Genomic DNA, 16,203 nt, shown 5'->3' on the forward strand with positions numbered 1-16,203 from the left:
TCGAGACCATATCAGATCGGGTCCCTGATCAGCGGTGCGGTCGAGCAATGCAGACCGCCGCCGCCGAGCTCGACCGTCTCGTAATTGCAGGTCAGCACGGTGATCCCGGCCGCGTCGAGCCTGTCGGCCAGGCGCTTCGAGCGGCTGCCATGCATGATCACCCGGCCGGGCGCGACGGCCAGGCAGTTGAGCGACATGGCGCTGTCCTCGGGAGGCAGTTCGATCATCTTGATGCCGCGCTTCTCCAGATATTCGATGAACGGGTAGGGCAGTTCGTTGACATTGACGATCGCCGTCTCGACGTCGACCATAATGAAAGCGCCGTCGATGTGAATACGGTATCCCGGCATCGGCACCTTGATCAACTCGACACCGAGGCCTGCGAGGATGCTCTCGACCTGCCGCACGCCTTCCGGGTTGCAGGCGATGGAGACCGTGCAGACGGCGGTCTTGGCATCGATGAAGGCAAAGCCGCCGCCTTCGAAGACGGCCGATCCATGGATGGTGCCGAGGATCGGGCATCCGGCTTTGGCCAGCGCCCGTGTCACCGGCAGTTCCTCGCCGCGGCGCACCCGCCGCGCCAGGCGGGTGACGATGGCGCCGCCGGGAATGCCGATGACGCTGTCGCGCGTGTAGATCTGCTTCATCGCGCCGGGAGCGGCCTTGTCGACGAGGATGACGTCGACGCCTTCCGAACGCAGCAATCCCGTGAATTCATCATGGGCGCGCTGCATGGCGGGCAGGTCGGGCATCGTGCGGCCCATCCAGTACCAGCCCTTTTCCGGATCGCCGAAACCGCCGACCTCGGGCATCGGCTTGTTCTCGACAACGGAAAGCTCGTCGCCGGGGCGATGCATCAGGACGGCGCGCAGCTTGCCGACATCGTTCGAGCAGCCCCAATGGCGGCCCCATACCGGGATCTGCTCCTCAGCCGTGTCGAAGCCCGGTTCCGGAACGGAGCCGAAGATGCTGAAGAACTTGTTCTCACGGTACTCGTTGTCGCTCATCGCGGTGCTCATGGGTATTCCTTCCTTTCGATTGTTTCCGAGGTGTTTGAATTAGAATTTCTGTTGCCTTTGCCTGCGTTCGTTCAGCGCTCTTGCGACCAGTGCCAGCACGGTGACGACGAGCAGGACGGTGGCGATTGCCGCCAGCGCCGGATCGACGGCATCCTGGATGCTCGTCCAGATTCGGCGCGGCAGCGTGACGACGGCGCGTCCGGTGATGAAAAGCGTTACCGTGATCTCGTCCCAGGACGCGACAAAGGCGAGCAGGGCGCCGGCGGCAACGCCGGGCACGATATTCGGCAGGATCACCTTGCCGAAGACGGTCATCGGCCTGGCGCCGAGGCTTCTCGCCGCCTGCACCAGCCGCTGGTCGAGGTTGGAGAGCGACGCGCCGATGGCCAGCACGGTCAGCGGCAGGGCCAGCACGACATGCACCAGGACGACGCCGGTGTAGCTGTCGAGCAGCGACAGCCGCGCCCAGAGCTTGACCATGCCGACCGCGTAGATGATCGGCGGCACGATCATCGGCGACAGCAGGAGGATGCGCATCAGGGACGGCCACCAGCCGCCCGCCGCCCAGGCGCCGACGGCGAAGGCGACGCCGAGAGCCGTGGCGATCGCCGCGCAGGCAAGCGCGATGCCGGCGCTGGTCAGCATGCTTGGCAGCCAGCCCTTGCTCCAGTCGGTCAGTGCCGCGAAATGCTCGGTCGATATGCCGTCCTGCGGCAAGGACAGGTAGTCGCGGTCGGTAAGCGCGACCGGTATCACCACCAGGATCGGAACGAACAGGAAGCCGAGCAGGCACCAGGCCACAAAGCGCGGCAAGCCAACTTCGACGATGCGCCGGAGCCTCATTGCTGCGGCCTCGCGACGAAGGCGGCGCGCAGCGCCGGGCTGCGCATGGCAGCGAAGACGACGATGCCGACCACGAGTAGCAGCATCGTCGACAGCGATGTCGCCAGATCCCAGCGCGAGGTGCTCGATATCTGCACCGAGATGTATTCGGCGATCATCAAGGTTTTGCCGGCGCCGAGCAGAGCAGGCGTGACCAGGAAGCCGAGTGAGAAGACGAAGACGAACAACGTCGCCAGCGCAATGCCGGGCAGGCTGAGCGGCAGCCAGACGCGCCAAAAGATCGTGGCCGGGCGCGCGCCCAGCGAGCGCGCCGCCTGCATGATGCGGCGGTCGATGTCGGACAAATTGGCATACAGCAGCAGGATGGCGAACGGCATCATGTAGTGCACCATGCCGATGGTGACGCCAAAGAGATTGTAGACGAGGTCGAGCGGGTTCGAGATGACGCCCATCTCCATCAAAGCGCTGTTGAGAACGCCGCGCCGGCGCAGGATGGTGATCCAGGAAAATGCCCTGACCAGCACCGATATCCAGAACGGCACCAGCACCAGGAACAGTGAGATGCGGCGCCAGCCTGCCGACATGTGGATGATGGCGAAGGCGACGATATAACTCGCCAGCACGGTCAGCACCGTCGTCATCAGAGACACTTTGAGCGTCGTCATGACGACGCGGCCCACGGCTGCGTTGGCGAACAGGCTCTGGTAGTTGGCAAGGCCGAACTTCGGCTCGGTCAGGCTCAATGCCAGAACCTGCAGGATCGGCACCGCATAGAGGCCGATCGCCACCAGGCTGGCGGGAACCGTCAGCAGCAGAGCTGTTGTCTTGAAATTGCGCATCGGATCAAATTCGCATCGGATGAGGGGCCGCCGCCTTGCCGGCGGCAGCCTTCCCTGTTGGCTCGTCAATCAGCTCGAGATGAAATCCAGATACTTGTTCTGGAGTTCGGTCTCGTGTTCCGCGTAATAGGCGGGGTTGAGCATGATCTGCGAGGCCGCGTTCTCCTTCGTCGTCGGGTTCACGGCGGCGTCCGCCGGCGTCATCAAGGCCAGGGTCTTGGGATTGGAAGGCCCGTTGCCCATGATCTGCAGCAGCACGAGCTGACCGGCCGGATCGAGTGTCGAATTGATGAAATCGAACACTTTCTTGCCGGCGGGATTGCCCTTGGGAACCGACCATGCGCTGGCCGAAAGGATGTTCTGTTCCCAGATCCATTTGAACTTGTCGGGCGTCTCCTTGTTGAGCAGGTTGGCGCGGGTGTGCCAGATGTTGCCCATCACGACTTCGCCCTCGCGGAACAGCTGCTGCGTCTGTGCCCCGCCTTCCCAGAAGATGATGTCGGCAAGCATCGGCTTCAGCTTCTTGAACGCCCGGTCGACATCGAGCGGATAAAGGTCGGCGGGCGCGACGCCGTCAGCCAGGAGGACGAATTCGAGCTGGCCCTGGATCCATTTGCACATGGTGCGCTTGCCCGGGAACTTCGCCGTGTCGAAGAAATCTGCCCAGCCGGTGGGTGCTGCGCCCTTGGTCGCTTCAGCGTCATAGGCGAGCACGTTCGAATAGACATAGTTCGAGACGCCGAACTCGCCGGCGAAATTCTCGGGCACCTGCGATTTGTCGACGATCGTGTAGTCGATCGGCTCGACCAGATTGCCCTTGCCCAGTGTCAGCGAGTCGATCATGCCGCCGTCGGTGGCGTCCCAGATGACCTTGCCGGACTCGACCATGGCCCTGATTGTTCCGACCGCTGGCCCGGCCCCGTCGATCACCACTTTCATGCCGCTCTTCTTGGTGAAGGGGTCGCCATAGGCCTTGGCGAAGGCGTCCGCCGCGGCACCGCCCCAGTTGCAGACGACGATTTCGGAGGCGTCGGCCTGGGCAACACCCGGCTTGAAGGCGGCCGCAAGTCCGAGGCCGCCGAGGGCAAAGAGGAAAGATCGGCGATCGATCTCACCGCGGTTGAATTTTTCCAGCGCGATCTGCGCCGCGTCTTGTGCGAAATGCGAGATTGTCATTTTTCATTCTCCCATTGTTGATGGTGACTGCATGTCTTCGCGGATTTGATCCGTCTCTGTTGTCTTTCTGGGCCATGATCTTTTCGGGATCATGGCCTAGATTCCCACTCTTGCCGGCGGTCGATTTTCCGCTGAGGCGTTTCCTGCCAGTTTCCAATGCGCCTTGCGCGGCGCGGCCACGGAGTGGCGCACGACAAGCTTCACCGCGACCGGCGCCACGTCCGGAATCTCGGCGCCGTTGATGTGGTCGATCAGCAGTCCGACCGCCCGGCGCCCGAATTCCTCGGCGGATTGGTGGATGGCCGTCAGCGGCGGATCGAGAAGATCGACATTGCGGATGTCGTCGAACCCGACCAGCGACAGCTCGGCCGGCACGGTGATGCCGAGCTTGCGGCAGCCTTGCAAAATCCCCAGCGCCAGCATGTCGGCGGAGGCGAAGATGGCGGTCGGCGGACTGTCGAGGGCGGCGAACTGCAGGATGGCACGCAGGCCTGACTGTTCGTCGTAGTCGCCGAAGAAGACGTGATCGGGATTCACCCTCAGGCCACTATTCTTGAGACTGTCCTTGAAGGCGCCGAACCGTTCCCTGCTGCTGAGCAGCGCCGGCGGGCCGCCGACGAAGGCGATCGCCTCGTGCCCATGCGCCAGAAGATGATCGGTGGCAAGCTGGGCACCGAGACGGTTATCGGCAAACAGTCGCGGCGCCACGGCGCCCGGAACATCCTCGTCGACCAGGACGACGTTGCTGCAGGCATTGATCTTCTCGACCAGCGCGCCATCGTCCGGATGGTTGGTCATCAGCAGAATGCCGTCCACCTGCGCGTCGTCGATGCGCGACAGGAAGGCCAGTTCCTTGGCGGCGATGTTGCGGCTGTTGAACATCACCAGGCTGTAGCCGAGACGGCTCGCTTCCTCTTCCGCCGAACTCGCGATGGCGGCGAAAAACGGGTAGGAGATGTCGGAAACGATCAGGCCGATGGTTTCGCTGCGGCCCTTGCTGAGGCGTCGCGCGATGGCGTTGGGGCGATACTCCAGCTTCGCCACGGCCGCCCTGATGCGCTCGCTGGTTTCCGCGGGCAGCTTGATACGGCCGTTCAGGTGACGTGACACGGTGGTGACCGAGACGCCGGCCGCGTGCGCCACATTCCTGATCGTCGATGCAGCGGGCTTTTTCATCGGAGGCTCGGCCACATTCCTTCAACAGTGCAAACGTCAGCGGCCCTCATATCGACTTCTCCCGACAGCCGAGAGTTCAGCACAGGAAACCGGGTTTGTAAACCGCTTTACTAAACCGGTTTCGTGAATTGCGTTCTGTCTTCCGGATCATGGCGTGGTGCCGCCGCGAACATTCGACCGGCGAAAAGGATGGCTGCGGCAGGGCGTTCATGCTGATCTCTAACGAGCCGGCTAACAGTGGAATCTTCTGGCGCTATCTGGCCGCCAGCCGGTAGCGCTTGGCGGTGCGAAGGCCTCCGCTCATTGCCGGCCTTTCCACATCAGCACCATGAAGTAAGGCCCTCCGACCAGAGCAGCCAGCAGGCCCGCCGGAATCTGCCATGGGAAAATGAGCATCCGGCCGGCCCAGTCGGCCAAAACAAGGATCATGCCGCCAACGATCGCGGATGCGAAAAGCGGCGGCAAGGCTCGTTGGAAGCCGAGCATGCGGGCCAGGTGCGGCGCCATCAATCCGACGAAGCTCAGCGGTCCGATGACAAGCGTGGCTACTGTCGTCGGCACCGCAATAAGCACCAGCAGGATGACCCGAACGCGAAAGAGGCTAAGCCCGAGCCCGCGCGAGGCGGCTTCTCCAAGCGGCAGGATTTCCAGCCAGCGAATGGTGAGGGGCACGATGGCCAGCAGAGCAGTTGCCGTCACAGCTGCGATTGTCGCATCGACGGCCGTGGCCCGGTAGGTGGAGCCGGATAGCCAGCCGATGAGCGTATCGAGCCGAGGATCGCCGCTGGCGAGCATCACCGCCGAGAATGCCGACGCCATCGTCGCCACGGCGACACCGGAAAGCAGCAACCGATCATTCGCGATGGGCTGCCGGCGGCCGGTCTGCGAAACCATCGCCAGGCTGGCCAGAGCCCCGACGAGGCCGCCCGCGATCATCGCCGGGCGGCTGACATCAGAAGTCGCGACGAAGAGCAGCAGGATGCCTAGCGAGGCGCCGCCGGAAATGCCCAGCACCTCGGGCGCCGCCATTGGATTGCCGGTCATCCTCTGCATCAGCGTGCCGACCACACCCAGCATCATGCCAGCGGAAACCGCGACGGCGATGCGAGGCGCCCTGAGCGGCAGGAGGTCGGCAAGTTCGGCGGCCGAGGCCACGTGCCAGCCGGCCCCGCCTCGCCCGACAACAAGCGTGGCGTAGAGAAGAAGCGCCATCGCGAGGAGCCCGACCAGCAGACAGGCCCACCCTCTTCGCCTGCGCCCGGAAGACAGCATGGCGCCGTCCCGATCCGGGCTGGTGCGCAATTTCGGCAGGAGAAGAAACAGCAGCGGCGCACCGAGGAAAGCAGTCGCCACGCCTGCCGGGATTTCGGAGGTGAACGGCACGACCTGCACCAGTCGATCGGTCAGCCACAACAGCGCGGCGCCCGCTAGGGGCGCCCAGATCATGCGCTGGCGCAAGGTCCGTGCGCCGGCGAGCCTGACCAGCGCCGGCGCCGCAAGCGCCACGAAGCTGATGACGCCGACGGCTGCGACCACCATGCTGCTCAGCGCGACGGCGACAGTCATCCCGGCCAGCCGTGTCACCACGGGTTTCGTGCCGAGGCTTTCCGCACCCTCGTCGCTCAGGTCCAGAAGCCGTAGCGGCCGGAGCAGAACGAAGGCAGCAATGCCGGCCACCGCGAGCCATGGCGCGAAGCCGAGCACCACGGCGTCGCCGTTCTGGATCAGCGAGCCGCTCTGCCAGATGAAAAGCTCCTCGGAATATTCGCGATTGGCTGCCATCAGCAGGGCGCTCGCCGAACTGCATGTCAGGCTGATCACCAGGCCCGAAATGATGATCGCGACCGGCGAGAAACTCCGGCCCTGAGCCAGAGCCAAAACCGCCAGCGTCGACAGGGCGCCGCCGGCGAGCGCCACCCATTCGCGACCTTGCTCCAGCATCCACGGCGCGTAGAGCGTGGCGATCGTCAGGGCGACGGTGGCGCCCGCATTCGTGCCGATGGTCGTCGGCTCGGCGAGTGGATTGCGCAGCACCTGCTGGAGCAGCGTGCCGGTCAGGCCGAGCGCCGCGCCGGCCAGCAGGCCGATCGCCAAACGCGGCAGAAAGGCATGGCGATAGAGCAGCTGCCGCGGATCGGCAAAGTCCGTCGCCCCGAGCGATTGCCACCACATGTCGGCGGGCAACAGGCGCAAAAGCTGGGCAGCGGTAAGATATGCGGCGAGCACCGCCGGCACGCCGACGAGGGCGACGAGCATCCAGCCGCCTGCCACGAAACGAGCACGAGGGCCGGCCGTGGACTGCATGACGGTCATGCCCGGACCAGCAAATTTGCAAAACGGGCAGCGGCGGCAAGTCCGCCAAACGGCCATACCGGCGGGATTGTCCTTACGTTGCCGGCTTTGACGCAGGGAAGATTCGCCCAGAGGCTGCTTTGGTCGATCCTGATCTTCACATGCGGCGGGATCGGATCGAGGGAAATCACGCGAGCCTCGCCGATCGCAACCAGCTCTTCGATGCCCAGCATGGAAAACCCCCAGCCATCGGTCGGCGCCGTCCAGGCATTGGTGAGGCTCAGCCTATCGAGTACGTCCTGGAACAGACCGCCCTTGCCGTAAACACGGACGTGGCGGTCGTCGAACATGCTGACCACAGCGAGCGGTTGGCGTGCCTGTCCCGACAATTGTGCCCTGATCTGGGCGATTGCCGCCGCCGTCTCCTGGATAAGCCGCTGCGCCTCAGCCTCCCGGCCGAGTTGCAGGCCAAGTTTCAGCGTCTCAATTTCGGCCTGGCGATAAGGCGCCTCGGCACCGTCGTAGAAGGGCACGGTGTGCACTGGCGCGATCCGCTTGAATGGTGCTTCGTCGAGCCCGAAGCCATAGGCGCCGGTAATCAGGTCGGGCTTGAGTTCCAGGAGCAGTTCGAGATTGGGCTCGCCGCGCGAGCCGAGATCGATGCAGCCGGCGGGAAGAGCCGGACCCACGACCCAGTCGCGGTAACCCTTGATGTCGGCGACCGCGACTGGCCCGATGCCGAGCGAGATGACCATCTCGGCCGAGGTCCATTCGAGGCAAGCGATCCGCGGCGGCCGCGCCGCACGTGCCAGATCGCCGCGCAGACCGAGGCTCGTCGCGGCCAGGCCGGCAAGGCATCGGCGCCGCGTCAGGGATGCCAATTGGGTCCGGGCCTGCACGCGAGGGTCACCATGTGTACTTCACCGAGCCCTTGATCCGGCGACCCTCGCCATAAAAGCAGCCGAAGCTTTCTGCGAAGCAGGAGGCGACATAGCGCTTGTCGAACAGATTGCTGACATTGAGGTTCAGCTCGGCGCTCTGCCATTTGTAGTGGAGCGCGGCATCGACGAGCGTGACGGCCGGCACCTTGAACGTATTGGCGTCGTCGCCGTAGGTCGAGCCGACATAGCGGATGCCGGCGCCGAGGCCGAGGCCCTCCAGCCTACCGCTGCCGACAGTGTAGTTCGCCCACAGCGAGGCCGCGTGTGTCGGCACGCCGAAAGGCGTGTTGCCCTGGTTGCTCGTTCCATCCTCGTTGATGCTGGTCGGACTGGTGATCTCGGTGTCGAGATAGGTGTAGGCCGCCCTGAGGTCGAAGCCGGAATCAAGGCTCGCAACGCCTTCCAGCTCGATGCCGCGCGAGCGGATCTCGCCGGTCTGGAAGATGTCGTTGGGCGCGCCAACGCCGCCATAGCGCACGACATTCTGCCGGGTCAGGTCGAAGGCGGAAACGGTGACGAAGGAGTTCCAGCCGACCGGCTGATATTTCAGGCCGATTTCGTACTGCTTGCCGGTTTCGGGGACGAGGGGATTGCCGTTGCTGTCGGGGCCGGACACCGGCTGGAACGATTCGGAATAGCTGACATAAGGGGCAAGGCCGTTGTCGGCGAGATAAAGCAGGCCGGCGCGGCTGGTGAAGGCGTCGTCCTTCTGGCGGGGATCGAAAGCGCCGGCCAGATTGTCGTAGACTTTCGAGTCCGCCCAGTCCTGGCGGCCGCCCAGCGTCAGCCGCCAGTTGCCTAGCTTGATCTGGTCCTGCGCATAGAGGCCGACCTGCGATTGAGTCGTGTCGGTGTCTGTATAGGGCGTCATTTCGCCGACCGGGTAGCCATAGACCGGGTCGAAAATATTGAAATCGTCGCCGATCATATCGTTGCTGGAGGCATAGTCGCGATAGGTGTAGCGCTTGTAGTCGAGGCCAATGAGCAGCGTGTGGGCGAGCGGCCCGGTATCGAAATCGGCCTGCGCTTGGTTGTCGATGGTCACGCCGCTGAGCCTGGTGCCGCCGGCATCGGCATAGCGGGAATAGTCGCCCTCATCATTCAGAAGCCCGCCTCCGAAGACGCCTTCCTCATAGTGCTTCAGATAAACATAGCGGGCATGCTGGCGAACCTGCCATGTCTCGTTGAAGCGGTGATCGAACTCGTAACCGATCGACGCCTGGTCATTGTTGTAGGTGTCGAAGTCCGGTTCGCCGACGAACATGCTGTTCGGCAGATATTTCCCGTCCTTACCCGGCCTGATCGTGCCGTATGCCGGTAGGTACTGCATCGCCCAGCCGGAGCGATCGCGCTGATAATTAGCGAGTATCGTCAGGCTGGTATCGGCATCCGGCTGCCAGGTCAGCGCCGGGGCGATGAAGATGCGGTCCTCCTTGACGAAATCTGTCTGGGTGTCGCCCATATGGGCGGCGCCGGTGAGGCGGAACAGCAGCGACTTGTCGGCGTTGACTGCGCCGCTGAAATCGAACTTTCCTTCATAGCGGTTGAAGCTCCCGGCGCCGAGCTCGACCTCGCGGAGGTTCTCCTCGGTCGGGCGTTTGCTGACATAATTGATGATGCCGCCAGGACTTGCTTGGCCGTAAAGAACCGACGCCGGCCCGCGCAGGATTTCGTAGCGTTCGGCGCCGTAGGAATCGAGCGCGGTGAACAGCGTGAAATTGCTTTCTTTGAGCTGCAGCCCGTCCTTGTAGAAGACGCCGCTGGAGTTCGAAATGCCGCGCATCTGCAAGCCGTGGCCACGATTGTCGGTGCCGTAGAGATTGCCGCTGGCGCCTGGAGTATAACGCAGCGCGCTGTTCAGGCTGTCCACCGCCTGCGCTTCCATCTGGTCTCTGGTGATGACCGATATCGACTGCGGCGTCTCGATCAGCGGGGTGTCGGTCTTGGTGGCGGTGGAGCCCTGGGTGGCGACATAGCCGTCGACCGTGCCAAAGGCGCTTTCGACGCGTTCCTGGACGTTGATCGGGTCGAGAGTGGTGGTCGCCTCCTGCGCGACGGCTTGGCCGCCGCCAAGCAGCACAGACAACGACATCGCTGCGATCAGCAGGTTTCGGCGCGCAGTCATTTCATCTCGGATTCTTCCGCGACCAGAACCACTCACCATCTCGGCCAGCCCCACTTTTTTCGAATTTCGAAGCAAATCCGGCGCGTCACGACATTTTGTTGACTCAAAAAGTCATCTTCATTGTTGACTAGTAAAGTCATGTTTCATAGTCAACCGGGCATCGGCGCCGAAAACCGGATTGCCGAACCGATTGATTATGGAAATGCGCGCGCGAGCCAAAGAGAGGCCAACACCGTGGCTGGAACACATGCCCAGACTGCCTTCCATGTCGAAGCGGTGCGCTTTGCTGTCGGCGAGCGGACGCTGCTCGGTCCTGTCACACTCGAGCTGCAACGCTCGCGCGTCTATGGGCTGATCGGGCACAATGGCTCGGGCAAGTCGACGCTGATCAAGCTCTTGGCGCGCCAGCAGCCGGCAAGCTCGGGCGGCATCACCTTCGCGCAGCGGCCGCTGGTGCAGTGGGGCGCGCGCGAGCTCGCCCGCGCGCTCGCCTATCTGCCGCAGACGACGCCGGCGGCGACCGGTCTTACCGTGCGCGAATTGGCGACGCTCGGGCGCTATCCCTGGCATGGCGCGCTCGGCCGCTTCGGGCACGAGGACAGGCGCCATGTCGACGAGGCGCTGGTCCTGACCGACATGGCGGACTTCACCGACCGGCTGGTGGACGAATTGTCCGGCGGCGAGCGCCAGCGCGCATGGCTGGCCATGCTGGTGGCGCAGAATGCCGGCGTCATGCTGCTCGACGAGCCGATCTCGGCGCTCGACATCGCCCATCAGGTCGAGGTGCTGGGGCTGGTCAAGGATCTTAGCCGCAAACGCGATCTGTGCGTCGTCGTCGTGCTGCACGATCCCAATATGGCGGCACGCTACTGCGACGAACTGATTGCACTGAAGGATGGCAGGCTGCTGACGCGCGGCACGCCGGACCAGATCATGCAGGGCGAAGTGCTCAAAGGAATTTTCGGTGTCGAGATGGGTGTGTTCGCGCACCCCGTCACCGGCCAGCCCATCGGCTATGTGCAATGAGGCCACTGTGAGAATGAGGAAGAAGCCCTTGTCCAGACATGGTTTGTTCGCGGCGTTGGTCGCATCCGTCATCCTGTCGACTGGCGGCGCTGCCGCCCAGGAGCAACCGGGCGCGGCTCCGGCGATTGAGGCGCCGGCTCCCGCGCCGCCGGCGGAGGCCGCGCCAAACGCCGTCGTGCCGCAGGCGACGCAGCCCGGCGTGACCACGCCCACCCAGACCACGCCCATCGAGACTGGTCCTTCGGCGGCGACGTCCCTGACCCTGCCGCATGATCTGTCGCCATGGGGCATGTTCATGGCAGCCGATATCGTCGTGAAAGCGGTGATGATCGGGCTGGCTTTCGCGTCCTTCGTCACCTGGACGATATGGCTGGCCAAGTCGCTGGAGATCCTTGGCGGCAAGCTGCGCGCCCGCCGCGCGGCACAAGCCATCGGCAATGCCGCCACGCTGAACCAGGCCGGGCGCGCGCTTGGCCACAATGGTGGTCCCGGCGCCCTGCTGGTGCGGGCGGCGGAGGAAGAGGCAGCGCTTTCGGCCGGCTCGCTCGACCATGTGTCCGGCGACGGGCTGAAGGAACGGGTCACCTCGCGACTGTCACGCATCGAGGCGGCGGCGGCGCGGCGCATGTCGCGCGGCACGGGCGTGCTGGCGACGATCGGCTCGACCGCGCCGTTTGTCGGCCTTTTCGGCACCGTCTGGGGCATCATGAACGCCTTCATCGGCATCTCGCAGGCGCAGACCACCAATCTCGCGGTCGTTGCCCCGGGCATTGCAGAGGCCTTGCTGGCCACCGCGATGGGCCTTGTCGCGGCTATCCCGGCGGTGGTCATCTACAACGTCTTTGCGCGATCGATAGCCGGCTACAGGCAGATCCTTGCCGATGCGTCGGCGGGGGTCGAACGGCTGGTCAGCCGGGATCTCGATTTCCGCACGGTCGCGCCGGCAAAGTCGATGGCCGCGGAATGAACACGGAGCGACGCCATGGCGGCTAGAATTCGAGAGAACATCGACGGCGATCTCGAGGAAAACCACGAGATCAACGTCACGCCGTTCATCGACGTGATCCTGGTCCTGCTGATCATCTTCATGGTCGCGGCACCGCTGGCGACGGTGGATGTCAATGTCGACCTGCCGGGCTCGACCGCGACGCCGGCTCCCCGGCCGGAGACGCCGCTGTTCCTGACCTTGAAAAACGATCTCAGCCTGGCGGTCGGCAACGATGCCGTGCCGCGCGAAGCCTTCGCCGCCACGCTCGTCGGCAGGACAAAAGGCGACAGGCAGACGCGCATCTTCCTGCGTGCCGACAAGGCGGTCGGCTATGGCGATCTGATGGAGGTGATGAATCTTTTGCGCGGCGCCGGCTATCTGAAGATCGCGCTGGTCGGCCTCGAGACGATGCCCGGCGATCCCGCGGCGCCGCAAAACGGAACAGGTCAATAATGTCGCCGGCGGCCGCCCTGCCTATGGCCGATGAGCGCCGTTTCGGCGTGCGCGAGATGGCGTGGTGGGCGGGCGCGGCTGCGCTGGTTCTGGTGACGCATGCCGCGATCGGCTATGCCATGCAGGGCTGGCGCCCGGCCGCGCCCGATGGCGGGCCGCCGCAGGCGCAGGTGATCGAGTTGTCGCCGATGGCGTTCACGCCGGCCATGCCGGCTCCGATACCAGACGAGGTGACGCCCGATCAGCCGGATCCGGCCGAGGAGCCCGAGATAGCCGAAACGGAGCCTCCGCCCGAACCGCCCGTCGAGCAGGCAGAGCCGGTCGAAGAACCGTCGGAAACCGCTCCGGCCGACGCAGTCGAGCCCACCCCGCCGACCATGGCGGAACGGGTCGACCAGCCGCCGCTCGAGGAGGTCGTGCCTGATATTGCCGAGGCCGTCACGCCGGACGTGGTCATTCCGTTGCCTCAGCCGAAACCGGTCGACAAACCCGTCGAGGCCAAGCCAAAGAAGCAGGCGAAGGCCAAGGTGAAGGAGCCGGCTGAGGTCAAGGCGAAGAAGCCGGTCAAAGAGGCCAAACAGCGTCCGAAAAAGGAGAAAGCCGCACCGCCCCGGACAACGGCCAGTGTCGCTGCGAAACCCGCAGCCAGGGCGGCCGCGCCGAAATCGGCCAAGGCGGCGGCTTCGAGACGCGGCGACTCATCCAAGTGGGACTCGCGCTTGGGTGCATGGATCAGGCGGCACACGGATTATCCGAGGGCGGCGAAAGCCCGGCGCGCGGAGGGTAGTCCGCAAGTCACCTTTACGGTCGACGGATCCGGCCGAGTCCTATCCGCCCGGCTGGCTCGTTCCTCCGGCGATGCCGACCTCGATCATGCGGCGCTCAGCGCGCTGCAAGGTGCCAAAGTGCCGACGCCGCCGCCGGAACTCGGCTCGCGGATAAGCCGCACGGCGCCTTTCGTGTTCAACCTGCGCAACTAGGCAGCACGACCGAGGACTAGGTTCTTCCGGCTCCAAGTCGTGTTTTGCCGGATGCGGACCAATGCAGTCCGCATCCGGCGACGTCTTCGCTACGGCCGACGCCCCTCTTGCGAGCGCGCTTCCCTTTTCTTGCGCCAGGGGGCGTTGGCTTCCCAGTCACCGGCCATGATGCAGCCATAGGGCATGACCTCGTCGACGATCTCCGCCAGGCCAAAATGCTCGATCTGGCGGCGCATCGAAGCCGCGTTCTTGTAGGCGCTCGGCAGCTCCGAAATATCCGTCACGCCCGAGAAGAAGCGGGCATCGATGCCCTTCGTCTCTTCCGCGAAGATATCGGCGTCGCTGCGCCCGGCCTGCATGCGCCGGTGCTGGCTGCGCGAAAAATTGCGCCCGGCGCCGTGCGGCGAGAAACCGAGTCCATGGGCAGCATTCTTGCCGCGCACGATCAGCACCGGTTCCGCCATGTTGAGCGGGATCAGCGTCAGATCGGTCGCGTCCTCGGCCCAGTTGTCGAAAGCCGGGGTGGCGCCCTTGCCGTGGTAGAACAGCCCGTCCGAGCGGCGGAAAACGAAGTTGTGCTCGTTCCAGAACCGGTCCGACACCTTCGCCGACAGACGCTCGGCCGCCATATCGTGGATGAGCATGTGGTTGCCCTTGGTCCATTCGCGGATCGTCTGCAGGGCATCCCAATACTCATCGCCCTCCCTGGTGTCGGCTGGGATCCAGGCATTCTGCGGCAAGGTCTCCGGCGACAGGATCTTGCGAACGCCCTCGGCGATCTTCATCCCCTTGCTGTAGAGCCGGGCGCCCGGAGAGCGCGAGCCATGGTGGGTGACCAGCGCCGTCTCGCCGCTCGACTTCAGCGTGCCGACATAGGCGAAATGGTTGCCGTCGCCCTGGGTGCCGAAATGCTCGATCGCGGCACTGGTCAGGTCGCGCAGCAAGGGGTTGGCCTCGAAACGCTCGAAGACATCCTTGGCCGGCCGGATCTGCTGGCCGCGCGGACGTCCGCCCGGCCCGAAATGGGTAACCGCATGGACGGCATCGAGCAGCGCGGCAGGCGCCACGCCAGGGAATACCGAGATCGCCATCGAGCAGCAGATGTCGGCCGAATGCATGCCGGGATGGATCGCCTCGGACACGGCGACACCGCCGACCGGGATGGTGCCCGACGGACCGGTCGGGCAGGCGTCCGGCATGATGGCGCCGGCGCGGATCACCGGCGTGCGCATCAACTCGGTCATGCTGCGCGTGACCGATTCGACATTGGCGGCTTCCTCAGGTGTTTCGGCCCGGATGTTCAGATGCAGCGGCATGGAGGCAACCGCATGCAGCGGCAGAGCCGGCGGCGGCGCGAAAGCACGCGCGGCCTCCAGCGCATCGCCCTGCGATCCGCCATTCCCCAGCACCGCGTTTGCGGCGGCGAGCGCCTTGCCGAACCACTTGCCCTGCGGCATGCCGGCGTCGATCAAATCCTGTCCACTCAAAATCTCGGCCATGTCTTTCACTTTCGGTATGACTGCCACATTCGGTATGATTGCCTGGGCAGCACTGTGTATTGCGGACGGACGACAAGGGAATGCGAGACATCTTTTCCGCCACTTCGCTAAGATGCGAAGGAGGGACACGAACCCTCACGCCTTTCGGCACCCGCATGCTTGTTTGCTCCGCAGCGGGCTGCGTCTACCTGTAGTCTCGCAGGCATTCGTCCCTTCATTTCGATCTGGCGACAAGGATCGGCAGGACCGTTCTGAGCCACTCCCGTCCGAAGACGGAAGGGGTGATTTGAACACCCGACCTTCCGCGCCTTTCGACGCGGACGCTTCTACCTGTAGTCCTGCCTGCATTCGCCATTTATTGGTCGCCGCGGCGACAAGAGAAGATGAAACCCGGGAGTCCCGCTCGTGCCAGAGAGCGCCTGCGAGGTGAGGAGTCGAACCTCACGGAGCATCCCATCGTGTGCTGTAGTTCCATCCGGCATTCGCCGCGGCTTTTTCAAGTCATGACGGCAAGTATTGGTGAAACGTTTCCCGCCTGACCACTCGGCCACATGCTCGATCGAGCACAGCAGGAATCGAACCTGCGTAAGGAGCACCTGAAGCTGTAGTTCCACCGGCATCCGTCATGCCTTATGTTCAGTTCCTTTGTTCAGTTGCGGCCGGAGCCGCGCAAAAAGCCGTCGGGCATGACGACAAGATTGACGAAACGTCCCGCTCTAACCGCTGAGCTACGGGTCCATAGTGGCGGACCCGACGGGATTCGAACCCGCGACCTGGAGGGTAACAGCCTGTAGTTCCATCGGCATTCGTCATGCCCTGCTTTTTGTCCCGGTGGTCCCGCCGGAC

The 16,203-nt window shown here is 64.2% G+C and carries 13 protein-coding genes; 4 read left to right on the plus strand and 9 right to left on the minus strand.

The features are described 5' to 3' along the window. Nucleotides 1–11: 11 nt before the first annotated feature. The 8 genes from EOC94_RS00395 to EOC94_RS00430 all read right to left on the minus strand — a co-directional run bounded on the left by EOC94_RS00395 (nucleotide 12) and on the right by EOC94_RS00430 (nucleotide 10,411). Nucleotides 12–1,019 carry an arginine deiminase family protein gene (locus tag EOC94_RS00395; protein WP_127288279.1) on the minus strand — a complete coding sequence of 336 codons (1,008 nt, stop codon included), beginning with the start codon at nucleotides 1,017–1,019 and terminating at the stop codon, nucleotides 12–14. Nucleotides 1,020–1,058: 39 nt separating this feature from the next. Next, nucleotides 1,059–1,862 (minus strand): ABC transporter permease subunit, encoded by an 804-nt coding sequence (locus EOC94_RS00400; RefSeq protein ID WP_127288280.1) that lies wholly within the window; start codon nucleotides 1,860–1,862, stop codon nucleotides 1,059–1,061. After that, complete coding sequence (locus EOC94_RS00405; RefSeq protein ID WP_127288281.1) at nucleotides 1,859–2,701, minus strand: ABC transporter permease; 843 nt, start codon at nucleotides 2,699–2,701, stop codon at nucleotides 1,859–1,861. Before EOC94_RS00405 ends, EOC94_RS00400 begins: the two co-directional genes overlap by 4 nt. 69 nt (nucleotides 2,702–2,770) lie before the next feature. Next, nucleotides 2,771–3,877, minus strand: coding sequence for an ABC transporter substrate-binding protein (locus tag EOC94_RS00410; protein WP_127288282.1), 1,107 nt, complete (start codon nucleotides 3,875–3,877; stop codon nucleotides 2,771–2,773). A 96-nt stretch (nucleotides 3,878–3,973) separates the two neighbouring features. Beyond that, nucleotides 3,974–5,053: a LacI family DNA-binding transcriptional regulator gene (locus EOC94_RS00415; RefSeq protein ID WP_127288283.1), complete on the minus strand. Its 1,080-nt coding sequence runs from the start codon at nucleotides 5,051–5,053 to the stop codon at nucleotides 3,974–3,976. A 300-nt stretch (nucleotides 5,054–5,353) separates the two neighbouring features. Continuing rightward, nucleotides 5,354–7,309: a Fe(3+)-hydroxamate ABC transporter permease FhuB gene (gene fhuB, locus EOC94_RS00420; protein WP_245465462.1), complete on the minus strand. Its 1,956-nt coding sequence runs from the start codon at nucleotides 7,307–7,309 to the stop codon at nucleotides 5,354–5,356. Nucleotides 7,310–7,362: 53 nt separating this feature from the next. Next, nucleotides 7,363–8,244: an ABC transporter substrate-binding protein gene (locus tag EOC94_RS00425; protein ID WP_245465463.1), complete on the minus strand. Its 882-nt coding sequence runs from the start codon at nucleotides 8,242–8,244 to the stop codon at nucleotides 7,363–7,365. A gap of 7 nt (nucleotides 8,245–8,251) precedes the next feature. After that, nucleotides 8,252–10,411 carry a TonB-dependent siderophore receptor gene (locus EOC94_RS00430; RefSeq protein ID WP_245465464.1) on the minus strand — a complete coding sequence of 720 codons (2,160 nt, stop codon included), beginning with the start codon at nucleotides 10,409–10,411 and terminating at the stop codon, nucleotides 8,252–8,254. A 234-nt stretch (nucleotides 10,412–10,645) separates the two neighbouring features. On the opposite strand from EOC94_RS00430, the gene EOC94_RS00435 reads away from it, so the two are divergent. From EOC94_RS00435 to EOC94_RS00450, 4 genes are read left to right on the plus strand one after another with little or no spacing between them, the layout of a single operon-like run. Continuing rightward, nucleotides 10,646–11,437, plus strand: coding sequence for an ATP-binding cassette domain-containing protein (locus EOC94_RS00435; protein ID WP_127288286.1), 792 nt, complete (start codon nucleotides 10,646–10,648; stop codon nucleotides 11,435–11,437). Nucleotides 11,438–11,465: 28 nt separating this feature from the next. Then, the gene (gene exbB / locus EOC94_RS00440) at nucleotides 11,466–12,404 is read left to right on the plus strand and encodes a tonB-system energizer ExbB (RefSeq protein WP_127288287.1); all 939 of its coding nucleotides are present in this window, start codon (nucleotides 11,466–11,468) and stop codon (nucleotides 12,402–12,404) included. A 15-nt stretch (nucleotides 12,405–12,419) separates the two neighbouring features. Further along, on the plus strand, nucleotides 12,420–12,878 hold the full coding sequence (gene exbD, locus EOC94_RS00445; protein ID WP_127288288.1) for a TonB system transport protein ExbD: 459 nt from the start codon (nucleotides 12,420–12,422) through the stop codon (nucleotides 12,876–12,878). After that, nucleotides 12,878–13,858 carry a TonB family protein gene (locus tag EOC94_RS00450; RefSeq protein ID WP_127288289.1) on the plus strand — a complete coding sequence of 327 codons (981 nt, stop codon included), beginning with the start codon at nucleotides 12,878–12,880 and terminating at the stop codon, nucleotides 13,856–13,858. The genes exbD and EOC94_RS00450 overlap by 1 nt, the downstream gene beginning before the upstream one ends. A gap of 89 nt (nucleotides 13,859–13,947) precedes the next feature. Here EOC94_RS00450 and EOC94_RS00455 read toward each other — a convergent pair whose 3' ends face one another. Further along, the gene (locus EOC94_RS00455; RefSeq protein ID WP_185928123.1) at nucleotides 13,948–15,357 is read right to left on the minus strand and encodes an RtcB family protein; all 1,410 of its coding nucleotides are present in this window, start codon (nucleotides 15,355–15,357) and stop codon (nucleotides 13,948–13,950) included. Nucleotides 15,358–16,203 lie beyond the last annotated feature (846 nt).

The organism is Mesorhizobium sp. M6A.T.Ce.TU.016.01.1.1 (assembly GCF_003997065.1).
GTDB lineage: Bacteria > Pseudomonadota > Alphaproteobacteria > Rhizobiales > Rhizobiaceae > Mesorhizobium > Mesorhizobium mediterraneum.

Bases quoted from the DNA above. Each gene is read 5' to 3' on its own strand.
- EOC94_RS00395 (WP_127288279.1), bottom strand. From the start codon at position 1,019: ATGAGCACCGCGATGAGCGACAACGAGTACCGTGAGAACAAGTTCTTC.
- EOC94_RS00400 (WP_127288280.1), bottom strand. From the start codon at position 1,862: ATGAGGCTCCGGCGCATCGTCGAAGTTGGCTTGCCGCGCTTTGTGGCC.
- EOC94_RS00405 (WP_127288281.1), bottom strand. From the start codon at position 2,701: ATGCGCAATTTCAAGACAACAGCTCTGCTGCTGACGGTTCCCGCCAGC.
- EOC94_RS00410 (WP_127288282.1), bottom strand. From the start codon at position 3,877: ATGACAATCTCGCATTTCGCACAAGACGCGGCGCAGATCGCGCTGGAA.
- EOC94_RS00415 (WP_127288283.1), bottom strand. From the start codon at position 5,053: ATGAAAAAGCCCGCTGCATCGACGATCAGGAATGTGGCGCACGCGGCC.
- fhuB (WP_245465462.1), bottom strand. From the start codon at position 7,309: ATGCTCGTCGCCCTCGTCGGCGTGCCGGCGGTGCTCGCCGCATATCTT.
- EOC94_RS00430 (WP_245465464.1), bottom strand. From the start codon at position 10,411: ATGACTGCGCGCCGAAACCTGCTGATCGCAGCGATGTCGTTGTCTGTG.
- exbD (WP_127288288.1), top strand. From the start codon at position 12,420: ATGGCGGCTAGAATTCGAGAGAACATCGACGGCGATCTCGAGGAAAAC.
- EOC94_RS00450 (WP_127288289.1), top strand. From the start codon at position 12,878: ATGTCGCCGGCGGCCGCCCTGCCTATGGCCGATGAGCGCCGTTTCGGC.
- EOC94_RS00455 (WP_185928123.1), bottom strand. From the start codon at position 15,357: ATGGCCGAGATTTTGAGTGGACAGGATTTGATCGACGCCGGCATGCCG.